Source organism: Adhaeribacter radiodurans (assembly GCF_014075995.1).
GTDB lineage: Bacteria > Bacteroidota > Bacteroidia > Cytophagales > Hymenobacteraceae > Adhaeribacter > Adhaeribacter radiodurans.
This window is the reverse complement of record NZ_CP055153.1, coordinates 5,895,178-5,916,415: the sequence shown is the minus strand read 5'-3', so window position 1 is coordinate 5,916,415 and position 21,238 is coordinate 5,895,178. Positions and strand designations below refer to the sequence as shown.

The following is a 21,238-nucleotide window of genomic DNA, read 5'->3' as shown; positions in this document are numbered from 1 at the left end:
AAACTAAGCTAGATATATGAATTAAAATCTAGCGCAAAATTTCCTGCAACGCATCCCGAATCAAATCGTTTTCGTAGCCTTTACCAAGTAAAAACTGCGTGAGTTTGTGTTTGCGAAGGGCAGCATTCCCTTCTTTCTCCGTACGATTTTTCTTCTCGGTCAGGTATAATAAATTCTGCCAATAAGTATCTGGGTCAATTTCTTTCATGCCCTGGCGAATGCAGTAATCAGAAATGTGGTGTGCTTTTAGACCGAGCATAATTTTACGACGGCCCCAACGCTTTAAACTATATTTCCCGCGCACATACGCTTTAGCAAAACGCTCCTCGTCGATGAGTTTTTCGGCGCACAACCGGATAATGGTTTCTTCTACCTCTTCAAACTCCAGACCATATGAGTATAGTTTATTGCGGACTTCCTGCTGGGTGCGTTCCTGATAAGCGCAATAAGCGGCCGCTTTTAGTAAGGCTTCTTTTACCGTATAAGTTTTCTTTTTCCGGGGTTCCTGCAAGGTAATTTGTGTTAGTTTTAAATTTTAAAGCTTCGTACAATCAGAAAAAATAGTGCTAAGCTTCTATCGAAATAAAGCCAAAATTAAAGCAATTTGGCTCTCCCCTTTAACAGATTTTATTAATAAACAGTTTAGCAGAAGAACTTTAAAACTGGACGGTATAGGAACTATTAAAAAATAAGTTAAATTTTAAAAATATAATTAGTTAGATATAATAAAATAGCAGTAACTAAACGCAATAGACATCAGTTTAGCTAGTGAGGACCTTTTAGCGTTCCGGTGCTGCGCAGCAGCATGGCGCAGCGGAGCGAGCCAAGGTTCGCTAAACCGTCCGAACTGGCTAAACGAGGCCCGCCGGCCATGGGCAAACTCAGCCAGTTCAAGTTAGGTAGCACTGCAGTCTGGAGACGGGAACCGGCTTCAAGTAAAATAGTGGCAAGTCAACCACCCCCAACCCTTCCTTATCCAAGGTGGGGAGCCAAAAACTAAAAAAAACTATTTTAAGTTTAACTGCTAATTGTTATTTCTCCGGAATATTGGTTTCGTTAATAATGTACAACGGGCGGTTACGCACATTCTCACTCAAGCGACTGATGTATTCCCCAATGATGCCAATGGCAATGAGCTGCACACCCCCCAGAAATAAAATACTAATCATCAACGACGACCAGCCTGGTACGTAATCGCGAATGATAAAGCGGGAATACAGCGTGTATAACATCACCAGAAAAGCAATACCCGATACCACAAAGCCACTAACCGTAGCCATTTTTAAAGGCAAATTAGAGTACGAGGTTATGCCATCCAGCGCCAACCGGATCATTTTGGAATACGAGTAACCACTCTGACCTTGGTGGCGCTCCGGGCGATCGTATTCCAGAAAGGTTTGCGGAAAACCAATCCAGGCAATCTGGCCACGGATAAATTTTTGCTGCTCCGGCATTTGCTTGAGTGTATCTACCACTTTGCGGCTAATAATCCGGAAATCGCCTACATCTACGGGCAGGGGGGTACGGGTAAGGCGGGTTAGCAAACGGTAAAAAAAGCGCGCAGTCGATTTTTTTAAAAAACTTTCGCCGGCCCTGGTTTTGCGGCGGGCATAAACCACATCGTGGCCTTTCTGCCATTGCGCGTACAAAGCCGATATCAATTCCGGGGGATCCTGTAAATCGCCGTCCAGAATAACCACAGCCTGACCCCGTACTTTATCCAAACCAGCGCTAATGGCAATTTGCTGCCCGAAGTTGCGACTAAAATCCAGGTAGCGTACCTGCGCGTCTTGTTGCGCCAGTTGTTTAATTAAGGCTAAAGATTGGTCGGTGCTGCCATCGTTTACAAACACCAACTCGTAGGCAATCGCCATAGGCCGAATGGCCTGCTGTAAGCGTTGGTAAAGCACTAATATATTAGCGGCTTCGTTGTAAACTGGTATAACAACCGATAACTCCACAGCGATTTTTAAGTTTAAGCTAAAGATACAGTAAATGCGACCAGGCTCTTGGGCGGGGTAAAGGTAATTGGTATTGCCTACGAAACAAAAACAGAGCGAGGCAACGCTATTCTTTTAAAATCCATCTACGGTATACATTTACCGGTTTCCAGTTTTTAAGGCATGCCACTACGACTATTACTTTTTTTAAATTTTTTCTTTTTTATAAGCCCGTTAGTAGAAGCTGGTTTATTTAAAGGTCGGGTTACCGATGCGCAAGGGGACGGGCTGGCATACGCAAACGTGTACGTTAAAAATTCGACCATTGGCACCGCTACCAACGAACAAGGCTATTACCAGTTAACGCTGGCGCCGGGTACCTACCAGATGGTTTACCAATACGTGGGCTACAAAGCGCAAGTAGATACCATAGAAATTACCACGGAACCAGTGGAACATAATGTTACCTTACAACCTGATGTATACAACTTAAACGAAGTAGTGGTGCGGGCCAGTGACAAAGACCCGGCATACGCCATTATGCAGGCTGCCATTGCCCGCCGCAAATACCACCAAAACGAAGTGGCCGCTTATAGTTGCCGGGTGTATACCAAGGGCCTGGGCCGCTTATTAAAAGTACCGAACCGGGTGATGGGGTTTAAGGTAGACGATGTAAAACCTGGCATTGTGTATTTATCCGAAACCGTATCGGAAGTAAATTTCCGGCAACCCAACAAAACCCACGAACGCATGCTATCGAGTAAGGTAAGCGGCGATACCAAAGGCTTTTCGTTTAATCGGGCCTCACGGGTAAATTTTAATTTTTACGACAACTTGCTGCGGATTCCGGGGCTGAGCGAACGGGCTTTTGTTTCACCGTTGGCCAATAATGCTTTTTTGTTTTACCGGTACAAACTGATCGGTACATCCGTCGAAAACGGCCAAACCATTAACAAAATTAAAGTAACGCCTATTCGAGGCAACGATCCGGCATTTAACGGTTTTATTTACATCCTGGAAGATAGTTACCGCCTGTACAGCACCAGTTTAAAACTCACCCAAAAATCGCAGATAGAATACGCCGACACGTTACGCATCGATCAAGTTTTTGGGCCGGTAAAAGATGGTATCTGGATGTTGTTTTCGCAAAAACTAACCGTGCAGTTTGACTCGTTCGGGTTTAAAGGCAACGGCTTTTTTACCACCGTCTATTCTAAATACAACGTAGTACCGGCTTACAGCAAACCCGTAGCGATAGCTCCCCCCGCCACCACGGCAAATGCTCCGGCTCCGGTTGAACCGGAACCGCCCATCATCAAAAAAAGTAAATTAAAAAAATTAGCGAAGCAAAAGTTGGCCAATTTAGATTCTACCACCACCTTTATTCAGCCTAAAAATGAATTAATGCGCGTGGAGCCCAACGCCAACAAACGCGACACTGCTTATTGGGACGATATCCGGCCCATTCCGCTCACTTTAGAAGAACAAAAAGATTACGTGAGCAAAGACAGTTTGCAACAAATTCAGGAATCTAAGCCGTACCGCGATTCAGTGGATAAGCGAGGCAATCAGTTTGAGGTAGGCAACATTTTTCTGTCGGGTTACCGCTACCGCAATTCTTTTAAGCATTATAGCATTTCCGTTGATCCGTTACTGGCTGTACTCAATACCAACTCTATTTTGCAATACAATACCGTAGAAGGCACGGTTTTAAACCTGGGCGTGCGTTACCGGAAAGGCGAAGAAGAAACCAACAAAGGCTTAACCATTGCCCCTACCCTGCGTTACGGTTTCGCGAGTAAAAAACTGTACGGCAGGTTGCTGACCAACTATTACTACAATCCGCACCGCTTTGCCCAGATTACTGCCGAAGCAGGGCACTTTGTCGCGCAATACAACAGCAACGATGCCATTTCGCCGTTCTGGAATGCTTTGTACACTTTACTCTACGAACAGAATTTTTTAAAAATTTACCAGAAAACCAACCTGCTCCTTAGACACAACCTCGAAATACGGAATGGAATTTACTTAACTACCAGCCTGGAGTACGCCGACCGGCAACAATTGCAGAATGCTTCTGATTTTACTTTCAAGGATTACACTAATAAGCAGTTTACCTCCAACATACCCGTAAATGCGGAATTACCGGATGCTTCTTTTGCCCGCAACCAAGCTTTGGTGGGTAGCGTTACCTTGCAACTGCGCCCTGGCCAAAAATACATTAACCGCCCCGATGAAAAATGGATTCTGGGTTCGAAGTACCCTACCTTCCGGATAAATTATACCAAAGGATTTTCCAGAATTCTGGGCAGTGATGTAGATTTCGACCGGGTATCGCTGAACGTGAGCGACGAATTAAATTTAGGTTTGGTGGGTGCTACCAGTTATTCTTTTCAGGCAGGTACTTTTTTAAATAACAAGCGCTTGTATTTTACGGATTATAAACATTTTGCCGGTAACCGCATTCTTTACGCCGGCGCTTTCGGAGGATTTCAGCTATTAGATTATTACCGCTACAGCACCCGCAACCGCTACCTCGAAGGCCACTTTACCCACGATTTTAATGGTTTTATTTTCAACAAAATTCCTTTATTCCGGAAATTGAAGTGGCAGGAAGTATTTAGCGCGAATTACTTACACACTCAAAGAGCCGGTCATTATATAGAATTAGGCGTGGGCGTAGAGCATATTTTTAAGATTCTGCGCGTCGACTTCTTTACCGGTTTCCAAAGCCGCGAAAAGGTAGGGTCTGGTATCCGGTTAGGTTTTGGTATTTAGTAGTAGATCGATTTTTTAAATTTTTACCACTACCAAATTGGGTTGTTCATTTGTAAAAGCAACTTAGAATACACCAGCAATCATTACATTTATTAATCCCTAGTTCGCGCTCGTACTCTCGTACTTTTACTTTACGTTTTTTCAGGATTGTCCTGGCAGAAAAATTTAAACAAGCAGATTGATTAGAAAGGCCTGAGTAAACTAAAATAATGGCAAAAAAATCGAGCTCAACTTTTTAGTAGTTTACCTCGTTTACTCAGTGCAAACCATTGGTCAGAATAAAACTATGAAAATGTCTTTTTTATCTAATACCCGGAAAAGTTTGTTAGTAGCCAGCGCTTTTGCCTTTTTGGTAAGCTGCTCTTCCGATAAAAAAAATCCCCGGGAAGATTATCCGGCAGGTGAAGATGGAACTGCCGAAGCTATTGTGGGCGATTCGTCGAATTTGAATGAACCACGGCCGGCTCCCATTGGCGATACCGCCGAGAATGCCAGCCAGGCTAATCAACTCGGTGAACCTAACGTCGAAAACGTAGATTCTGCTGCGCGGGGCCTGAAGTAATTCAGGCTTTTTTATTTTATTTGGCTGTTACTATAATATTGGCGTGTTGCTCTCCTTGAGCGGGGCAACTGGTGCAAGGGTAGGGTAAAACACTTGTTAAAATTACCTGGTATTGGGTATTGGCTACCGTTACCAAAGTAGTATCTGCTGAGCGAAGGCGTAGTTTACGGGTATCAGTAGGTAAAGCTTCGCCAATTACTAATGCTGCTGTGTCGGAACGCTCTTGGTCTTTTTCTAACCATAAACGAATAATTGCATTGCCGTAACGAATACAATTTACATTCTTAGGACAGCGGCTTTCGTTTATTTCAGCTAAGTGTACCCGTACTTTATCAGTGTCTGTGTTGTTATCGCTGGTTGTCGTTAATTCCAGAGTTTCGTTCAGAGCAATTTCTACTTCCTGGTTTAGTTTTCCGCTTTTTGCGGCAGGTAGTTCTTCTTTATCGCAACGGGTAAATATAAAAATTGCCAGTAAAGGTGCCAGAAAGGTTCTCATAGTATTTCAGGTTAAAGAAGGTACTTTTCTTACTTAAAAGAGTCTGATTCGCCCGAAAAGGTTGCAGGATAAAGGTTGTTTTTAATAATCGGTTATCTGTTTTAAATAATTTTCTAAATGCCTAAGGTAATCTTCTGTTAAAAAGCTTATCGTAACTGTGGTACCGTCCTTACCCAGGCTTTCTTTTTCTAAATTTTTGTTAGTAATCTGATTAAATACATGCGGCGCCATGTGCCGGTTATAGCTTTTCTAAAATACAATCAGAATACCTCTGTTCTCTTTTTGGTATGCCTGAATGTTCACCCATTCGTCTTGGTGGTAAAAAATGGAGGGTGTGTCTTCTATTGGTGCACGAACAAAACGCTGGTGATTATTTGCCGCTAATTCAATTAAATGTCCTAGAATTTCTTGCCGCGACCATTTATCGGGCTGTGGCCGGGTTTGAAAATCTGCTACCGAAATCTGCCTAAACTTACCTGGTAGTAAATCGCATAAATAATAGATTCTATCAGCTATTTGTTTCTGCAAATTTACTTTTTTACTACCTGTTATTTAGCCTGATAGAGTTATTTTCCTGCATGAGTGGCTAATTTTGTAGTCGGTATTTTTTTTCGGACGGGCAGGTTATAGATTATTATCGATAAAAATATTAATCCGTAAGCAATAGCTTTTTCGGAACTGGTTTTTTCCTGAAAGTACAAGAAAGCAATCAGAAAGTTAATAATCGGGTTAATGTACATTAAAATGCCTATCGTACCTGATTTTAATTCTTTCAGAGCGTACATGTTCAGGAACAAAGGCAAAATGGTAAACAAAAAACTTAACACGAATATTGCCCCGTAAAACGAAAGGTTAAGTTCAGGGCTAGCTTCTGTTCCTTTAAAAAACGAGTAAAACGGACCCATGCAGGCAAATACAATAATCAGTTGCAAGGTGAGCAATACCAGTTTATCGTACTGCTTTAAAACTCGTTGGGTAATTAAAAAGAATGCGTAACTCAGGGCTACGAGTAAAGAATAAAATAAATTGGTGAGCTCTCCTGTACCAATCAGAGAGCAACTAATAATACTGATGCCAATGGCCAGCCATTGGTTGGAGCGTAGTTCTTCTTTTAAAAGCAGATAGCCCAAAAGCGCGGTTAAAATAGGACAAAGCAGGTACGAAAAAGAACCCGTCTGAATATCGATATGGTTGATAACGTAGATAAAAACCAGCCAGTTTACCATTAGCAGCAAGCCACCCAGCACCGTAAAAAGTATTAGCCGGCGTTTATTGCGCAAGGTTTCGGACTGGTAAGCGAGCCACGTTTGCTTTAAGCTGTCGCGCCGGAATAAAAAGGTAATGGTTGCTAAACCCAGCATGGCAAATAACACCCGGAAATACAAAATCTGCCCACTCGGAAAATTTGCTACCGCTCGAAGCGGGAAAACAATAAACCCCCATATGGTAAAAGCAAGTATGGCAGCAGAATAGTACTTGTTTGGTTTCACTACAACATCATGTAAATCCAAGGCAAAAGTAGCGGTTTTTGATGGTACCTGAACAAAAAAAGTAAAAATGATTTGCATGTTTTGTAATAATAAAGCTAAATAGCTTAATTATTTTCAAAGAAGTTGTTCTTGTGTTTCTAATTTTTTATAAAATACTGGGTGTTGATCAACCGATTCAGCTAATTTTACTTTGGGATAATGCTATCTGGGTGCATTTATAAATAAAAAAGTAACCATGCACTTTGATTTTTAGTTAGCCTGTATTCTACCAGCTAAAGTCTATTTGGTAATAGCCTGGTAAAAGTAAAATAAGTTAGTTGTAATGGAAAAAAGTGCCGTTAAACACGATCCGTATGCGGTTTTAAGAATACCAGAGTTTCGGTTGTTTGTTTTGGGTCGGTTATGTTTAACCTTGGCTTTGCAAATTCAGGCCGTTGTAGTTGGTTGGCAAATTTATGATCTCACGCAAGATCCGTTGGCTTTAGGATTAATTGGTTTAGCCGAGGCTATTCCGTCTATTATAGTGGCGCTATACGCGGGACACGTAGCCGATAGCACCAGCCGGAAAAAAATAATTATAAGTTGTATTTTGGTGCTGCTCTTCTGTTCTACGGGTTTGCTGCTATACTCCTTTAACATTCACAAGAGCATGGCCGTTTTCGGAACGGTTCCTATTTATTCGATTATCTTTTTAAGCGGAATTGCCCGAGGTTTTTTCGGGCCGGCTACTTTCTCGTTTATGCCACAATTGCTACCCGATAAAAATTTTTACATAAATGCGGTTAGCTGGTCGAGCACTACCTGGCAGGGAGCTTCGGTAGCAGGACCGGCCATTGGCGGCTTACTTTACGGCTTCTTTGGAGTTCAGGCTTCGTACGCGGCCGACGTGAGTTTAACGTTGCTGGGTTTTTTATTTTTCTTTTTAATTGGTTCCAAGCCTTTGCCCGCAACTACCGAACGTTTGCCTATTAAAGAAAGCCTGCTTTCCGGAATCCGGTTTGTATTTAATAACCAGATAATTCTAAGTGCTATTTCCTTGGATTTATTCGCGGTTTTATTTGGCGGTGCAGTAGCTTTGTTACCAATTTTTGCTTCCGAGATTCTACACACGGGGCCACAAGGTTTAGGATTTTTGCGGGCGGCTCCGGCTTTGGGTTCCGTTGCCATGGCCGTTTACATTACTCATAATCCCATAAAGATAGATGCCGGCAAGAAAATGTTGTTTTGTGTAGCAGGTTTCGGCGTGTGTATGATTTTGTTCGGTTTATCTACTAATTTTTACTTTTCGCTGCTTTTGCTGGGGCTAAGCGGAGCATTTGATTCGGTTAGTGTTATTATCCGATCTACGCTCATGCAAACCTTAACTCCCGAACACATGAAAGGCCGGGTATCGTCGGTAAATAATATATTCGTAGGTTCATCCAACGAAATTGGTTCTTTCGAATCTGGTTCGGTGGCTAAGCTGGTGGGGGTAGTTCCTTCGGTAGTTTTTGGCGGCTTTATGACCTTGCTGGTAGTAGCCATTACAACTTTTAAAGCGCATAAACTTCGAAAACTGAATCTCTGAATCGCGGATTAAACGGATACCACGGATTATGCGGATTCTTTTCTTAACGTAATTTTAACTATTAAGAAGAAAAGTAAATTTGAAGATAAAGAGTGTTTAAGGGTTCAGAACAATGAAGTTCCCAAACCTCCCCTCCTAAATTTAGGAGGGGTAGGGGAAGAGTTTTTTTAGTGCGAAATCACTTTAAGTAGCATAAATCTACACTGCATACATCTACGCTGCGCATAAATAATCCGCGAAATCCGGGTAATCAGCGAAAATCTGTGATTCTATTTAATAATATCCTTTACTTTTTCTACTATTTTGCCTACAATGCCCGTTTCTTTCTTAGACGCGTTGTCCTTTTTTGCTTTATGCGGGCGGCTGTTGCCGTAACTTCCTTTAGTAATTTTTCCTTTTTTTGATTTTATATCACCTTTTCCCATAATGGTAGTTTATTTTAGATTGTGAACGAAATAAAACTTACGATAAAAGTAAAGGGTAGTTGCAAAACCACTTGAACCAAAAATAATAAAATAGGTACTTCTTACCAAGACATATTGCCTGAAACCACTTGTAAGAATAATCAGGTGATACTTCTTATTCCGGTTGCGTATTAGTAATTTTGCGGATTAAAGCCAGGCAATTTTTTGTGGCTTTCTTTTGTTTCTTCTATAGCTGTACGTACAAGTACCGGCTTTAACTATTCTATGACAACAGAAACTATCAATCAAATAGATATAGATACCCTCGACCCTAAAGAATTTATTATAATTAAAGGAGCACGGGTGCATAATCTAAAAAACTTAAGCGTAGCCCTGCCTCGTAACCAGTTTATCGTAGTAACTGGGTTATCCGGTTCGGGTAAATCTTCGCTCGCCTTCGATACGCTGTACGCCGAAGGGCAGCGGATGTACGTGGAAAGTTTGAGTTCTTACGCCCGGCAGTTCTTGGGCCGCATGGATAAACCCGACGTAGACTACATTCGGGGTATTAGTCCGGCCATTGCCATTGAGCAAAAAGTAAGTATTAAAAATAACCGGTCTACGGTAGGTACCAGCACCGAAATTTACGACTACCTCAAATTATTATATGCCCGCATCGGAAAAACGTTTTCGCCTGTTTCCGGAAATCAGGTCCGGAAAGACAACGTGGCCGATGTGGTAGATTTTATTTTTAATTTAGAAGACGGAAGCCGGATAGTAATTATGGCGCCTTTGCAGGTGCAAGCCGATAGAAAACTGACCAAAGAGCTAGATTTGCTTCTGCAAAAGGGCTATTCCCGAATTTACAATAACGACCAGGTGTTATTTATTGAAGACGTTATCAGCGCCGATGCTGCTGATATTACCGGCGACGTGTATATTTTGGTAGACCGGGCCGTGCTGCGCAAAGACGACGAAGATTTACAATTCCGGATTTCCGATTCCGTTCAAACCGCTTTTTTTGAAGGCCACGGCGCATGCCACGTTTTATTCGGCGACCAGAAACGCGTTTTTTCCGATAAATTCGAACTTGATGGAATGACCTTCGAAGAGCCATCGGTTAACTTTTTCTCTTTTAATAACCCTTACGGGGCCTGTCAGCGCTGCGAAGGTTTTGGTAATGTATTAGGTATCGACGAAGATTTAGTAATTCCAGATAAATCTTTGAGCGTATACGAAGGCGCCATTGCGCCTTGGCGCACCGAGAAAATGAGTGAATGGCAGCATCCTCTTATTAAAAATGGCATCCGCTTCGATTTTCCGATTCACCGGCCTTTTAACGAACTTACCGAGGAACAACAACGGCTTCTCTGGACGGGCAATCAATACTTTGATGGATTGGATGCTTTTTTTGCGCACATCCAGGCGCAAACGCATAAAATACAATACCGGGTAATGCTAAGCCGCTACCGGGGCCGCACTACCTGCCCCGATTGCCGGGGCACGCGTCTGCGAAAAGATGCCAGCTACGTAAAAATAAACGGTACCAGCATAACCGATTTACTTTTAAAACCCGTTACTGGCGTACTGGAGTTTTTCCAAAACATCCAGTTAACTGAACATGACTTGCAGGTAGCCGACCGCTTAGTAATTGAAATTACAAACCGGTTAAGCTATTTGGTGCGGGTAGGTTTAGGTTATCTTACTTTAAATCGTTTATCTTCTACTTTATCGGGGGGCGAATCGCAGCGTATTAATCTGGCTACGTCATTAGGTAGTGCTCTGGTAGGTTCAATGTATATTCTGGATGAGCCTAGTATTGGCTTGCACCCACGCGATGCTGAGCAGTTAATCGGGGTTTTGCGCTCGTTGCAGAAAATAGGCAATACCGTAATTGTGGTAGAGCACGAAGAAAAAATGATGGAAATAGCCGACCAGATTATTGATATTGGTCCGGAGGCCGGTTCAGGGGGTGGTAATCTAATGTTTCAGGGTACATATCCCGAAATTCTAAAATCCACTGAAACGTATACGGCTCAGTATTTAAGTGGTAAGCGCCAGGTAGAGGTGCCGGTAAAACGTCGCCAGTGGCGTAATGCTATTGAAATTGTGGGTGCCCGCGAGAATAATCTTAAAAATATTACCGTCAAATTTCCATTAGATGTAATGACGGTAATAACCGGGGTGAGTGGTTCGGGCAAGTCTACGCTTATTAAACGTATTCTGCATCCGGCCCTGGCTAAAGTACTGGGAGGCCATTCCGATGCAACGGGTAAGTTCGATAAAATTCAGGGGAGCTATAGTAAAATATCCCACGTAGAATTTGTAGACCAGAACCCGATTGGTAAATCTTCGCGTTCTAACCCGGTAACTTACGTTAAAGCTTACGACGCGATCCGTACTTTATTTGCCGACCAGCAGTTAGCTAAAGCGCGAGGTTTAAAGCCATCGCATTTCTCGTTTAATATTGAGGGTGGCCGCTGCGAAGTGTGCCAGGGCGAAGGTCAGGTAAAAATTGAAATGCAATTTATGGCTGATATTTACCTTACCTGCGAAGCTTGTCACGGTCAAAAATTTAAGCAAGACATTCTCGAAATTAAGTACCACGATAAAAATATAGCCGAGGTACTCGACATGACGATTGCCGACAGCATCGAGTTTTTTAAGGAGCAGCCGAAAATTATCGAAAAATTAAAACCACTCGACGATGTAGGTCTGGGATATATCCGGTTGGGTCAATCTTCTAATACGCTTTCCGGGGGCGAAGCGCAGCGGGTAAAACTGGCTTCGTTTCTAACCAAAGGTGCTACTACTCATTCCGAAGGTATTTTGTTTATTTTCGACGAACCCTCTACCGGGCTGCACTTTCACGATATTAACAAGCTGCTTACCGCCATTAACGCGCTTATTGACAAAGGTAATTCGGTAGTAATTATTGAGCACAACATGGATATTATTAAATGCGCCGATTGGATTATCGATATGGGTCCGGAAGGTGGCACTAATGGTGGGCATTTACTATTTGAAGGTACCCCGGAAGAAATGATAAAATTAGAAGGCAACGCCACCGCCGATTACCTGCGAGAGAAGCTGGTTTAAACCTTAATAATTTAAATTTCAGGAGAGTTGGGGAAGCAATTTAGTTTTCTCAACTCTTTTGCATTTTAAGTGAGTCTAAATGTACAAGTTAAGTGTTTTCTCTTTTAACTTATTTCATAAATTAAGTGGCACAATTAGTAACTCTAAATACTCTGTAACTTACCCTTATGAAAAAAATATTTTACCTAATCTGTCTTACTCTTCTTTTGATTTCTCAATTAGTATCAGCTCAGGAAAAGAAGAATATTGGTCTGCAATTCCGGGTTTCCCCTTTAAGCTTACTGGACCCGCGAGCAGCAACAGTACAATTAGGAATACAGGCAAATGTTAAAAACCGGTTTGGGTTTTCTGTAGATTATGGCTTACCTTTCAAAAAGCTTACTGAACAAATTTATACGAACCCTGACCTGCAATTCGAGCAACATAAGTATCATAGAATTAGGGCCGAAATAAAATATTTTATGCCGCCTTCCTGGATTAAAGCCGGCGAAAAATCCAGGCCTTATTTTAGCGGCGAAGGTTTCTTTGGTCCCGAAAAATACCGCAAAAAAGACGACTGGCTCTTAAGAGACAACGAAGCGTATCATTACGAATATTCGGATATTACCCGTAAAATGCGGGGAGCTTGCTTAAAAGTTGGATTAGAGTATGCAATCGGGCGAAGAGTATTGTTGGATGTTTTTATAGGTCCGGGATTACGCCAGATTAAAATTGACCACCATACCTTCGGCGAAGAATTGCGCGAGTACGACGCACCCGTTGATTTTTACATTGAGCCGGTAGATAAACGGGAAGGAACCTTTACCCGCATTCACCTGGGTTTAGGTTTTAAAATCGGGTTTGTAATAATCTGATTTTACTTAAATACGTGATTTTAATAGTCTTTTAGATAATCGCGCGACAAGTTTTAGGCATTTCCCCGCAAAATCCGTAATCTTACGCGTTAATCGAACAAGGAATAACGAGCAACGAATAACAAAAATAAGCCATGAGAAAAAAAATAGTAGCCGGTAACTGGAAAATGAACAAAACCTACGACGAAGGTCTGGCGCTGGTCTCCGAAATCACCAACATGGTGCAGGACGAAGTAAACAACGAGGCAATAGTAATAGTTTGCCCTCCGTTTCCGTTTCTGGCTGGTATTGGTAAAGCTTTAACCGGGAACGAAAAAGTAAAATTAGGTGCTCAAAACTGTCACCAAAACGAAAGTGGTGCTTATACCGGCGAAGTTTCGGCGGTAATGCTGAAATCAGTGGGAGTGGAGTACGTTATTTTGGGTCATAGCGAGCGTCGTCAGTATTTTCTGGAAGATAACCAGTTGCTCGAGGCCAAAGTAAAGGCAGTTCTAAAACAAGGCCTTAAACCTATTTTCTGCGTGGGCGAAACACTGGACCAGCGTGAGCAGGACCTGACTTTTGAAATTATCGAAACGCAATTGAAAGAAGGCCTTTTTCATTTGAGCAACGAAGAATTTGAGAATGTGGTAATTGCCTACGAGCCGGTTTGGGCTATTGGTACCGGAAAAACGGCTACCAGCGCGCAGGCGCAGGAAGTACATGCCTTTATCCGGGAGCAGATTGCCCGCCACTACGATGCGCAAGCTGCTTTAGATACTACTATTTTGTACGGAGGTAGTGCCAACCCAAGTAACGCTCAGGAATTATTCTCTCAGCCCGATGTAGATGGCGGTTTAATTGGAGGAGCTTCTTTAAAATCCCGCGATTTTACGGATATTGTAAAATCCTTTTGATATAAATAGTACAATTGGTATATTTTTGGTAATACAGGAGCCCGGGCGTGAACGTCCGGGCATTTTTTTTGGTTTAAAGGGTACTTATTTTTAATTTAGAGCTATGTTGGTAAGCTTACTGTTGTCAATTTTCTCCTTGCTGCTATCTCCTTCAGCGGCGGTTTCATCCAGATATATTACTAAAGAAACAATTACTAAAATAAACCGGGAACCAGATTTTTGCCGCATTTACGGCTCTGTGTTTCTTACTTCTGATCCTAAGTATAAAAGAATGGCTCGTTATGTTGTTTACCTGGAAACAGAAGAAGCTTTTGCCAATTTAATGGTATTTAAAGAAGAAAATAAGCTGTTTGCCGATAAACCTGGTTTGTGGTATCCCGCTCCGGCGCACGATTTTGCTGATTATGTTTTATTTGTAACTACTAACCGCGCCTTTGCTGATTTCTCGGTTTACTACACCAAGTCACGTTCTTTTGCCGGCTGCCGGCAATAAAAATAAACCAAAGAACATCCTGATTTGCTTAAAATAATCGTTTTAAGATTTTAGTATTAATTATCTAAATCTTATTTTCCTTAACTTAAAATATTGCACCTAACCCTCTCCTCATGGATTTTATACAAGTTTCCATTACGGCTCCGTCCGAATTAGTAGATATCCTCACCGCCGAATTAAGTCAGTATGGGTACGATACCTTCATGGAAACCGATAATGGACTCGATGCTTATACAACCGAAGATATTTTTTCAGAAGCTGATGTAGTTGCCGTATTCGCGCGCTATAACCAAAATGGACGTATTACCTACAATATCCAGAAAATTGAAAAACAGAACTGGAACGAAGAGTGGGAGAAAAACTTTGAGCCTCTCCTAATTGGTAATGTTTGTTCGGTACGGGCATCGTTTCATCCTAAGCCGGAGCAGGTTCAGTACGATATTATTATTAACCCAAAAATGTCGTTTGGTACCGGCCACCACGAAACCACCACGCTCATGATTGAAAATCAGCTTACCATCAATCATCAAAACAAAAGAGTATTGGATATGGGTTGTGGTACCGGCATTCTGGCTATTATGGCCTGTAAATTGGGGGCAACCAGTATTGTAGCCGTTGACATTGAAGACTGGACCGTAGAAAACGCACGCGAGAATGCTGCTATCAATGATTGCGCTTCTATTGAAGTTCGCCTTGGCGATGTGCAGCAGATTGCCGCTGATACTCTATACGAGATTGTATTAGCAAATATAAACCGGAACGTTTTGCTCGATGATATTCCTGCTTATGCAGCTAAAATTTTGCCGGGCGGAGCTTTAGTGGTAAGTGGGTTTTACACCGAAGACCTGGATTTAATTAAAGATAAAGCTTTAAGCTCTGGTTTAACTTTTATTTCTGTTCGCTCTAAAAATAACTGGGTATCGTCGGTATTTACCAAACAGCCCTGAACTACTTATTGATTGTATGAAGCATTTATTACTATTTTTCTTTTTGCTGCTGCTTGTTGCCGGTGGGCCAATACTGGCCCAAACGCAGGCAGTTAAAACTTTCCAGGACCCGGCACAATTTATACCGCAGGTAAAAGCATTAACGGCTCCCACGCGCAATGAAAACGCCATTAAAGTTGCGGCTCAACTGGAGCAGGTATGGTCGACTAATGCGCTTACCAGTGCTCAGCAAACCAAGGTAATGGATATTGCCCAGAAAATGCAACTAAAAAAAATGAAAGCTAGGCCTTACTTTGAAAACTTTTTTGGGGCTTTGGTAAGTGGGATAAATGCTCAAAAACTAAGTGGCAGTAAACTCGACGAGTTTCTGAATGTAACCGGCGAATCGCTGGAGAAAGATGATGTTAAAGGCTTTGAGAATTTTCTGGTTACCGCTTATTCCTTTTTGAATAACAAGTTTATTTATAAAGCAAATTATAGTAAACTACTGGCCCAAAATGGCTCTTTTTCGTTTGAGTACCGGCCGGGAGCACAATTATCTCAGAAGGAAATTCAGGCCGCTTTACCGGAGATTACGCCCGTTACCAGTGTACCAGTAGTGAATGATTTACCACCAGCACCAGTTCAGGAAGCAACTCCATCTGCTAATTTTCCGATTTCTACTTCCGCCGAAGATGATTTTTGGAGCAAAGCTTCTAAGCCTAAAAAAGCACCGGTAAAAAAAGCAACTACGACTAAAACACCGGTAAAAAAAGAAACAATAATTAAAAAAACAGAACCGGCTAAATTAAAACCTGTTGAACCGGAGGTTGCTTATACTGTTCCGGCTACCGGGGCAGTATTGGTGCTGCAAAACGTTGATTTACTTTTTTCTACCCCCCACGATTCATTATTACTCAAAGACGTAAGTGGAGCAGTACTGCTTACCCGCCAGACTTTAGTAGCTACCAAAGGCCGTTATGAATGGAGCGAAGGAGGTAATACGGCCTCCGCTACGTTTCAAGGCTTTCATTTTGATATAACTAAACCCGGCCTCAAAGCCGAAAAAGTAACCCTTACCCACCCGGCCGTACTCGAAAAACAGGTACAAGGCGTATGGGAATACCGCAGCGTAAAAGCGGCCAAGGGGGGAGATTCGGGTTATCCTAAATTTATTTCTTACACCAACGATGCCCGCTTAAAAAGTATTGGGCAAGGTATTACCTACGTGGGTGGTCTTACTATGGCGGGTAAAAAAATAATGACGGGGGCTCTGGATAAAAGTTTATCTAATATAATAGTAGAGCACGAAGGTAAAGTACGTTTCAAAGCTGCGGCAGCTAGTTATGCGCTTTCCGATTCCCTGATTTCAGCGCAGATAGCTTCGGTGGTGTTATATCGGGGTAAAGATTCCATTACGCATCCGGCTATGCGCCTTAAGTATGTTAAGCCTAAGCACTTATTAACCTTAATCAGTGAGGAAGGTGCTTTTAAAAAATCTTTGTTTTTTGATTCGTACCACCAGATGGAAATATCAGCGGAAATGCTGACCTGGAACATAACTACTCCCCAGATTAACTTTTCCATTATTAACGCTAAAAACCAGGTGCCTGCCCGTTTCGATTCTAAAGAGTATTTTACTTTAGACAGATGGCTGGCTATCCAGGGTACCGCCGATTTTCACCCGTTAAAAGTAGCCGTAAGTTTTGCCGCGCGTCAAAAAACAAATCAGTTTTATACTTCCGATTTGGCCCGCGATGTGCAAATGAAAGAACCTATTATCCGGGGGGCCATGAGTACGCTGCAAAAACAAGGATTTATTAATTTTAACGGCGCTACCGGTCTGGTTACCATTAAGCCGAAAGCCTGGCATTATGTAAGCTCTTCACGCGAAAAGAAAGATTACGATTTTATTACTTTAAGTTCGCTGGCACCCAGTGGTAAAAATGCCACCATTGATTTAAGTAAAAATGAATTGCTGGTACGGGGTGTAGAAAAATTTTATTTTACCGGCGATTCGGGAGCCGTATACGCTAAGCCAGATAGTAACCAGGTGCGGATTTTACAAAACCGCGATATTTTATTTAATGGTAAAGTATATGCCTCTTACTTCCGGTTTGTGGGTAAACAATTTACTTTTAATTACAAAGATTTTCTGGTGGATATGGCCAAGATTGATACCATTGCTTTTGCTACCCGTGGCAAAGTAAAGGGCATGAAAGGCGACGAAAAAGTAAGGGAACAATACCTGGCTAACCATTCTAATAAATCAAGCGGTAAACTGTATCTGAACCGACCGGATAATAAATCAGGTAAAAAGAAAACGCCCGGTTATCCTACCTTCGATGCCTTATCGCCGTCGTATGTTTATTTTGATAAGCCGGATATTTTGGGAGGAGCTTACGATACTACCGTTTATTTTGCTATTCCACCTTTTAAAATGGATAGTTTAAGCAGTTCTAAACCCAATACCATTGCTTTTAAAGGACGCTTTCATTCCGGAGGAATCTTTCCGGATTTTAACACCACTCTCGGTATTATGCCCGATCAATCGCTGGGGTTTGAATACCAGGTGCCTAAAGATGGCTTTGCAGCCTATGGGGGTAAAGGTAAATTTTATAATAAGCTAACCATGAGCTTTAAAGGCTTGCAGGGAAGTGGCGAGTTAAAATACTTAACCACTACTTTGCAATCGAATGCCTTTACTTTTTACCTCGATAAAACCTTAACTCTGGGTACAAAGGCCACCGTAGCAGAAGGAAATATCGGGGATGCTTATTTCATGCAGGCCGATTTTAAACAATACGCTTTGGAATGGTTACCGAAGCGCGATACCATGAATATCAGTACCACTACGGATGCTATATCCATGTATGAAAACAAGTTTAAGTATCGGGGCATTGTAATTGTTACCCCTAAGGGTTTTGCCGGCGATGGTGAACTACAAAGTACAGATGCTATAATCAGCTCTCCGGTTTTGAATTTTAGTAAAACTAGTTTTACTGGTAAAAATGCTACTTTCGAAGCAAAATCTAAAACTCCGAACAAACCCGTAGTGCGAGCTACGGATGTAAAACTAGAGTTTAATTTAAAAGACGATATTGCTACCTTCTCGCCGGAAAAAGCTGGTTTTGCCAGTACAGCCTTCCCGTTTGCTCAGTTTAAAACATCGTTGAGCGGGGGTAAATATGATTTCAAGAAAAAAGTTGTAACCCTGAACCAACCTAAAGGAGCTGCTTCGGATAAGGCTTACTTTTTATCCACGAATCCTGATCACGGAAATCTTAAATTTAATGCTTCTTCGGGTATATACGATATTGCCAAACAAACCCTGGAAATTGGCGGCGTGCCGTACATTGCTTCGGCTGACGCGCATATTGTGCCGGACAGCGGGCAGGTATTTGTTAACGAAAAATCTGATCTGAGACCTTTTAAACAGGCAACGGTTATTGATACGGTTAATAAGTTCCACAAATTATACCAGGGAGAAATTGATGTTATTTCGCGCACGGAGTACCGCGGAAAAGCATTGTATGATTACGAGAATGCTGATAACCAAACCTTTAAGCTGCAGTTTGGCAAGTTTGCCATGCACAATATGAAGGCCGAAGAAGTAAAGCCGGAAGTGAAGCCCAAAAAATATTCTGCCTCTGAATTAATTGCTGCCGCTGATTCCATTGAAAATCCTCGCAAGCCTGTATCAGTTGCTAAAAAAGGATTTTTACAAAAAGTAGGTTTGGGTAAAACCACAAAAGCTGCCGGAGCGCCTGTTGCTGCTAAACCGGTTCAACAAGATTCATTGGCTACAGACCCTATTGCGACTGACCCAATTAAAGAAGCAGAACCTATTGCTAAAGCAACCTCTAAAAAATCACGTAAGAAAGCAAAAGCAGAGAAGCAGGTTCAGGAGGCAGGTTCGAAAGCTGCAGCAGACAGCATCACCAGCAACTTGCTAGCCAGTGCCGAACCTATGCGGATAACAGGCAGAAAACGCCGGAAAGCGCCAACCTTCGATACCAGTCCGTACACTTCGTCAGTAGCAACTATTGAAGAGAAGGATAATTTCTTTATTGCCCCGAATGTACAATTTAAGGGCAATGCCACCATGAACTCGAACAAAGAGCACCTGGATTTTAATGGTTTTATTAAACTGGGATTTGCGAAAGAATCGGGTGCTTCTGAATGGATGCCGTATATTGCCTCAGACGTAAATCCGAAAGAAGTTAAAATAAATATTGAAAGCAGTAAAGGCGACGAAGAAGGAGCTACTATTACTGGTTTGCACATTTCCAGCACTTCCGGTAAACTGTACCCAACTTTTGGCTCCAAAAAAGTAGACGAAGCCGATTTGGATGTATTTACCATAGATGGAGTATTATCTTTTGATAAGGCTAACCATCAGTATAAATTAGGTAAAGCTAAACAAGCCAACGCTGAAGCTTATGAAGGCAACCTGATGACTTTTAACGATGCTACTTCTGAAGCTCGTTATGAGGGTAAAGTTAATTTAATTCAATCTACTAAAACGCTGGGCTTAACTACTTCCGGAAATATCAAGGCCAAAACAAATCAGAACAAGTACCATTTTGATGCTTTTATGGCGTTTGATGTAGCGATGCCCGAGTCGGCGTTAGCCGCAATGGCTATAGCTATCACTGATAATAACGGTGGTGCTCCGGAAGCTGTAGATGCCGGTAGTGCCAATTTACATTATAAATTAGCAGAGTTTATTGGCAACAAAGGCGTACAGGATTACATTGCTAAAACAGCTTCCGGGCACGTGCCATTACCGGCCATTTCGACAAAACTGGTGCATAGTCTGGTTTTCAATAATGTACAATTACACTGGTCCGATACTACTCAAGCCTGGTATAGTAAAGGTAAACTAGCTTTATCCAACATCCTTAAAAAGGATATTAACGCGCAAATACCAGGTTATATTGAAATTAAGCGTGGACCAGAAAGCGACATTGTAACCATTTACCTGGAGCCGATTCCATCGTTGTGGTATTACATTAGTTACGCTGATGATGTAATAACCGTAGCTTCCGCTGATGATAAAGTAAATGGCATTATTGCTTCCAAAAGTTCGGGCAGTTTAGCTGCAGGCGAGTCAATGGAGAAAACCGAATTTGTGAACTACTTCCGGAAAAACTATCTGGGATTGCCACCAATTGCTGCCGATGAAATAGCTCCGGGAAATGCCCCGGCTGATGATTTTATGGAACAAGGCGAGGCAGCTCCTAAAAAAGGCCGCAAAGATAAAAAAGCAACCGCTGATAAGCAGGATGAATCAAACACCGATATAGAAGCCGCTCCAGCTGAAGAGAAACCAGTTAAAAAGAATACTAAAGAAAAAGAGAAGGTAGCACCGGCGAAAGAAGAATCGGATTTACCAGGCGAAGCTCCGCAAGAGAAACCTAAGAAAAAGAAAAAAGCGAAAAATGAAGAAAATGATGCTTTGCCGGATATTGAATAAGTAAATAATTGCTAAGTTTTAGAATAAAAAAGGCAGTAAGTTTACTGCCTTTTTTATTTGGTTTTTACTTAACAGGCTATTCTATTATCTTGAGGCGGTAAACCCTAACTGATTGTTAAAAATGACCGGGTTATTTAAAAATTAGTAATCCCAGTTTTTAGGTTTTGCATGAGGTTATTAGCTTTAGAATGGTAAAGTTAAATAGGATTATTACGGATTTAACTTTAAAATTTTAAAGGAAATGCTATTGCCTT

15 protein-coding genes are annotated in these 21,238 nt (G+C 41.9%); 9 read left to right on the top strand and 6 right to left on the bottom strand.

Annotated elements, in window-relative coordinates; translation table 11 throughout:
• Positions 1–28: 28 nt before the first annotated feature.
• The gene (locus tag HUW48_RS23480) at positions 29–511 is read right to left on the bottom strand and encodes a regulatory protein RecX (protein ID WP_182413252.1); all 483 of its coding nucleotides are present in this window, start codon (positions 509–511) and stop codon (positions 29–31) included.
• Positions 512–1,031: 520 nt separating this feature from the next.
• On the bottom strand, positions 1,032–1,961 hold the full coding sequence (locus tag HUW48_RS23475; RefSeq protein ID WP_182413251.1) for a glycosyltransferase family 2 protein: 930 nt from the start codon (positions 1,959–1,961) through the stop codon (positions 1,032–1,034).
• Positions 1,962–2,123: 162 nt separating this feature from the next.
• On the opposite strand from HUW48_RS23475, the gene HUW48_RS23470 reads away from it, so the two are divergent.
• On the top strand, positions 2,124–4,718 hold the full coding sequence (locus tag HUW48_RS23470; RefSeq protein WP_182413250.1) for a DUF5686 and carboxypeptidase regulatory-like domain-containing protein: 2,595 nt from the start codon (positions 2,124–2,126) through the stop codon (positions 4,716–4,718).
• A gap of 286 nt (positions 4,719–5,004) precedes the next feature.
• The gene (locus HUW48_RS23465) at positions 5,005–5,280 is read left to right on the top strand and encodes a hypothetical protein (RefSeq protein WP_182413249.1); all 276 of its coding nucleotides are present in this window, start codon (positions 5,005–5,007) and stop codon (positions 5,278–5,280) included.
• Positions 5,281–5,296: 16 nt separating this feature from the next.
• Here HUW48_RS23465 and HUW48_RS23460 read toward each other — a convergent pair whose 3' ends face one another.
• The 3 genes from HUW48_RS23460 to HUW48_RS23450 form a co-directional block, all read right to left on the bottom strand.
• Entirely contained in the window at positions 5,297–5,776 is a 480-nt protein-coding gene (locus HUW48_RS23460; protein ID WP_182413248.1) for a hypothetical protein, read from the bottom strand.
• 249 nt (positions 5,777–6,025) lie between these two features.
• The gene (locus HUW48_RS23455; RefSeq protein ID WP_182413247.1) at positions 6,026–6,304 is read right to left on the bottom strand and encodes a hypothetical protein; all 279 of its coding nucleotides are present in this window, start codon (positions 6,302–6,304) and stop codon (positions 6,026–6,028) included.
• Between the two features lie 38 nt (positions 6,305–6,342).
• Complete coding sequence (locus HUW48_RS23450; protein ID WP_182413246.1) at positions 6,343–7,344, bottom strand: EamA family transporter; 1,002 nt, start codon at positions 7,342–7,344, stop codon at positions 6,343–6,345.
• A 244-nt stretch (positions 7,345–7,588) separates the two neighbouring features.
• Here HUW48_RS23450 and HUW48_RS23445 point away from each other — a divergent pair, with 244 nt between their 5' ends.
• The gene (locus tag HUW48_RS23445) at positions 7,589–8,833 is read left to right on the top strand and encodes an MFS transporter (RefSeq protein ID WP_182413245.1); all 1,245 of its coding nucleotides are present in this window, start codon (positions 7,589–7,591) and stop codon (positions 8,831–8,833) included.
• Between the two features lie 269 nt (positions 8,834–9,102).
• Here the strand turns inward: HUW48_RS23445 and HUW48_RS23440 are convergent, their stop codons facing one another.
• Positions 9,103–9,258 (bottom strand): 30S ribosomal protein THX, encoded by a 156-nt coding sequence (locus HUW48_RS23440; protein WP_182413244.1) that lies wholly within the window; start codon positions 9,256–9,258, stop codon positions 9,103–9,105.
• A gap of 264 nt (positions 9,259–9,522) precedes the next feature.
• Here HUW48_RS23440 and uvrA point away from each other — a divergent pair, with 264 nt between their 5' ends.
• The 6 genes from uvrA (at position 9,523) to HUW48_RS23410 (ending at position 20,984) form a co-directional block, all read left to right on the top strand.
• Positions 9,523–12,336: an excinuclease ABC subunit UvrA gene (gene uvrA / locus HUW48_RS23435; RefSeq protein WP_182413243.1), complete on the top strand. Its 2,814-nt coding sequence runs from the start codon at positions 9,523–9,525 to the stop codon at positions 12,334–12,336.
• 167 nt (positions 12,337–12,503) lie between these two features.
• Positions 12,504–13,190, top strand: a complete 687-nt coding sequence (locus HUW48_RS23430; protein WP_182413242.1) for a hypothetical protein — start codon at positions 12,504–12,506, stop codon at positions 13,188–13,190.
• A gap of 134 nt (positions 13,191–13,324) precedes the next feature.
• Positions 13,325–14,086 (top strand): triose-phosphate isomerase, encoded by a 762-nt coding sequence (tpiA, locus tag HUW48_RS23425; protein ID WP_182413241.1) that lies wholly within the window; start codon positions 13,325–13,327, stop codon positions 14,084–14,086.
• 103 nt (positions 14,087–14,189) lie between these two features.
• Positions 14,190–14,579, top strand: coding sequence for a DUF6150 family protein (locus HUW48_RS23420; protein WP_220463963.1), 390 nt, complete (start codon positions 14,190–14,192; stop codon positions 14,577–14,579).
• A 113-nt stretch (positions 14,580–14,692) separates the two neighbouring features.
• Complete coding sequence (gene prmA / locus HUW48_RS23415) at positions 14,693–15,526, top strand: 50S ribosomal protein L11 methyltransferase (protein ID WP_182413240.1); 834 nt, start codon at positions 14,693–14,695, stop codon at positions 15,524–15,526.
• Between the two features lie 16 nt (positions 15,527–15,542).
• Entirely contained in the window at positions 15,543–20,984 is a 5,442-nt protein-coding gene (locus HUW48_RS23410; protein WP_182413239.1) for a hypothetical protein, read from the top strand.
• Positions 20,985–21,238 lie beyond the last annotated feature (254 nt).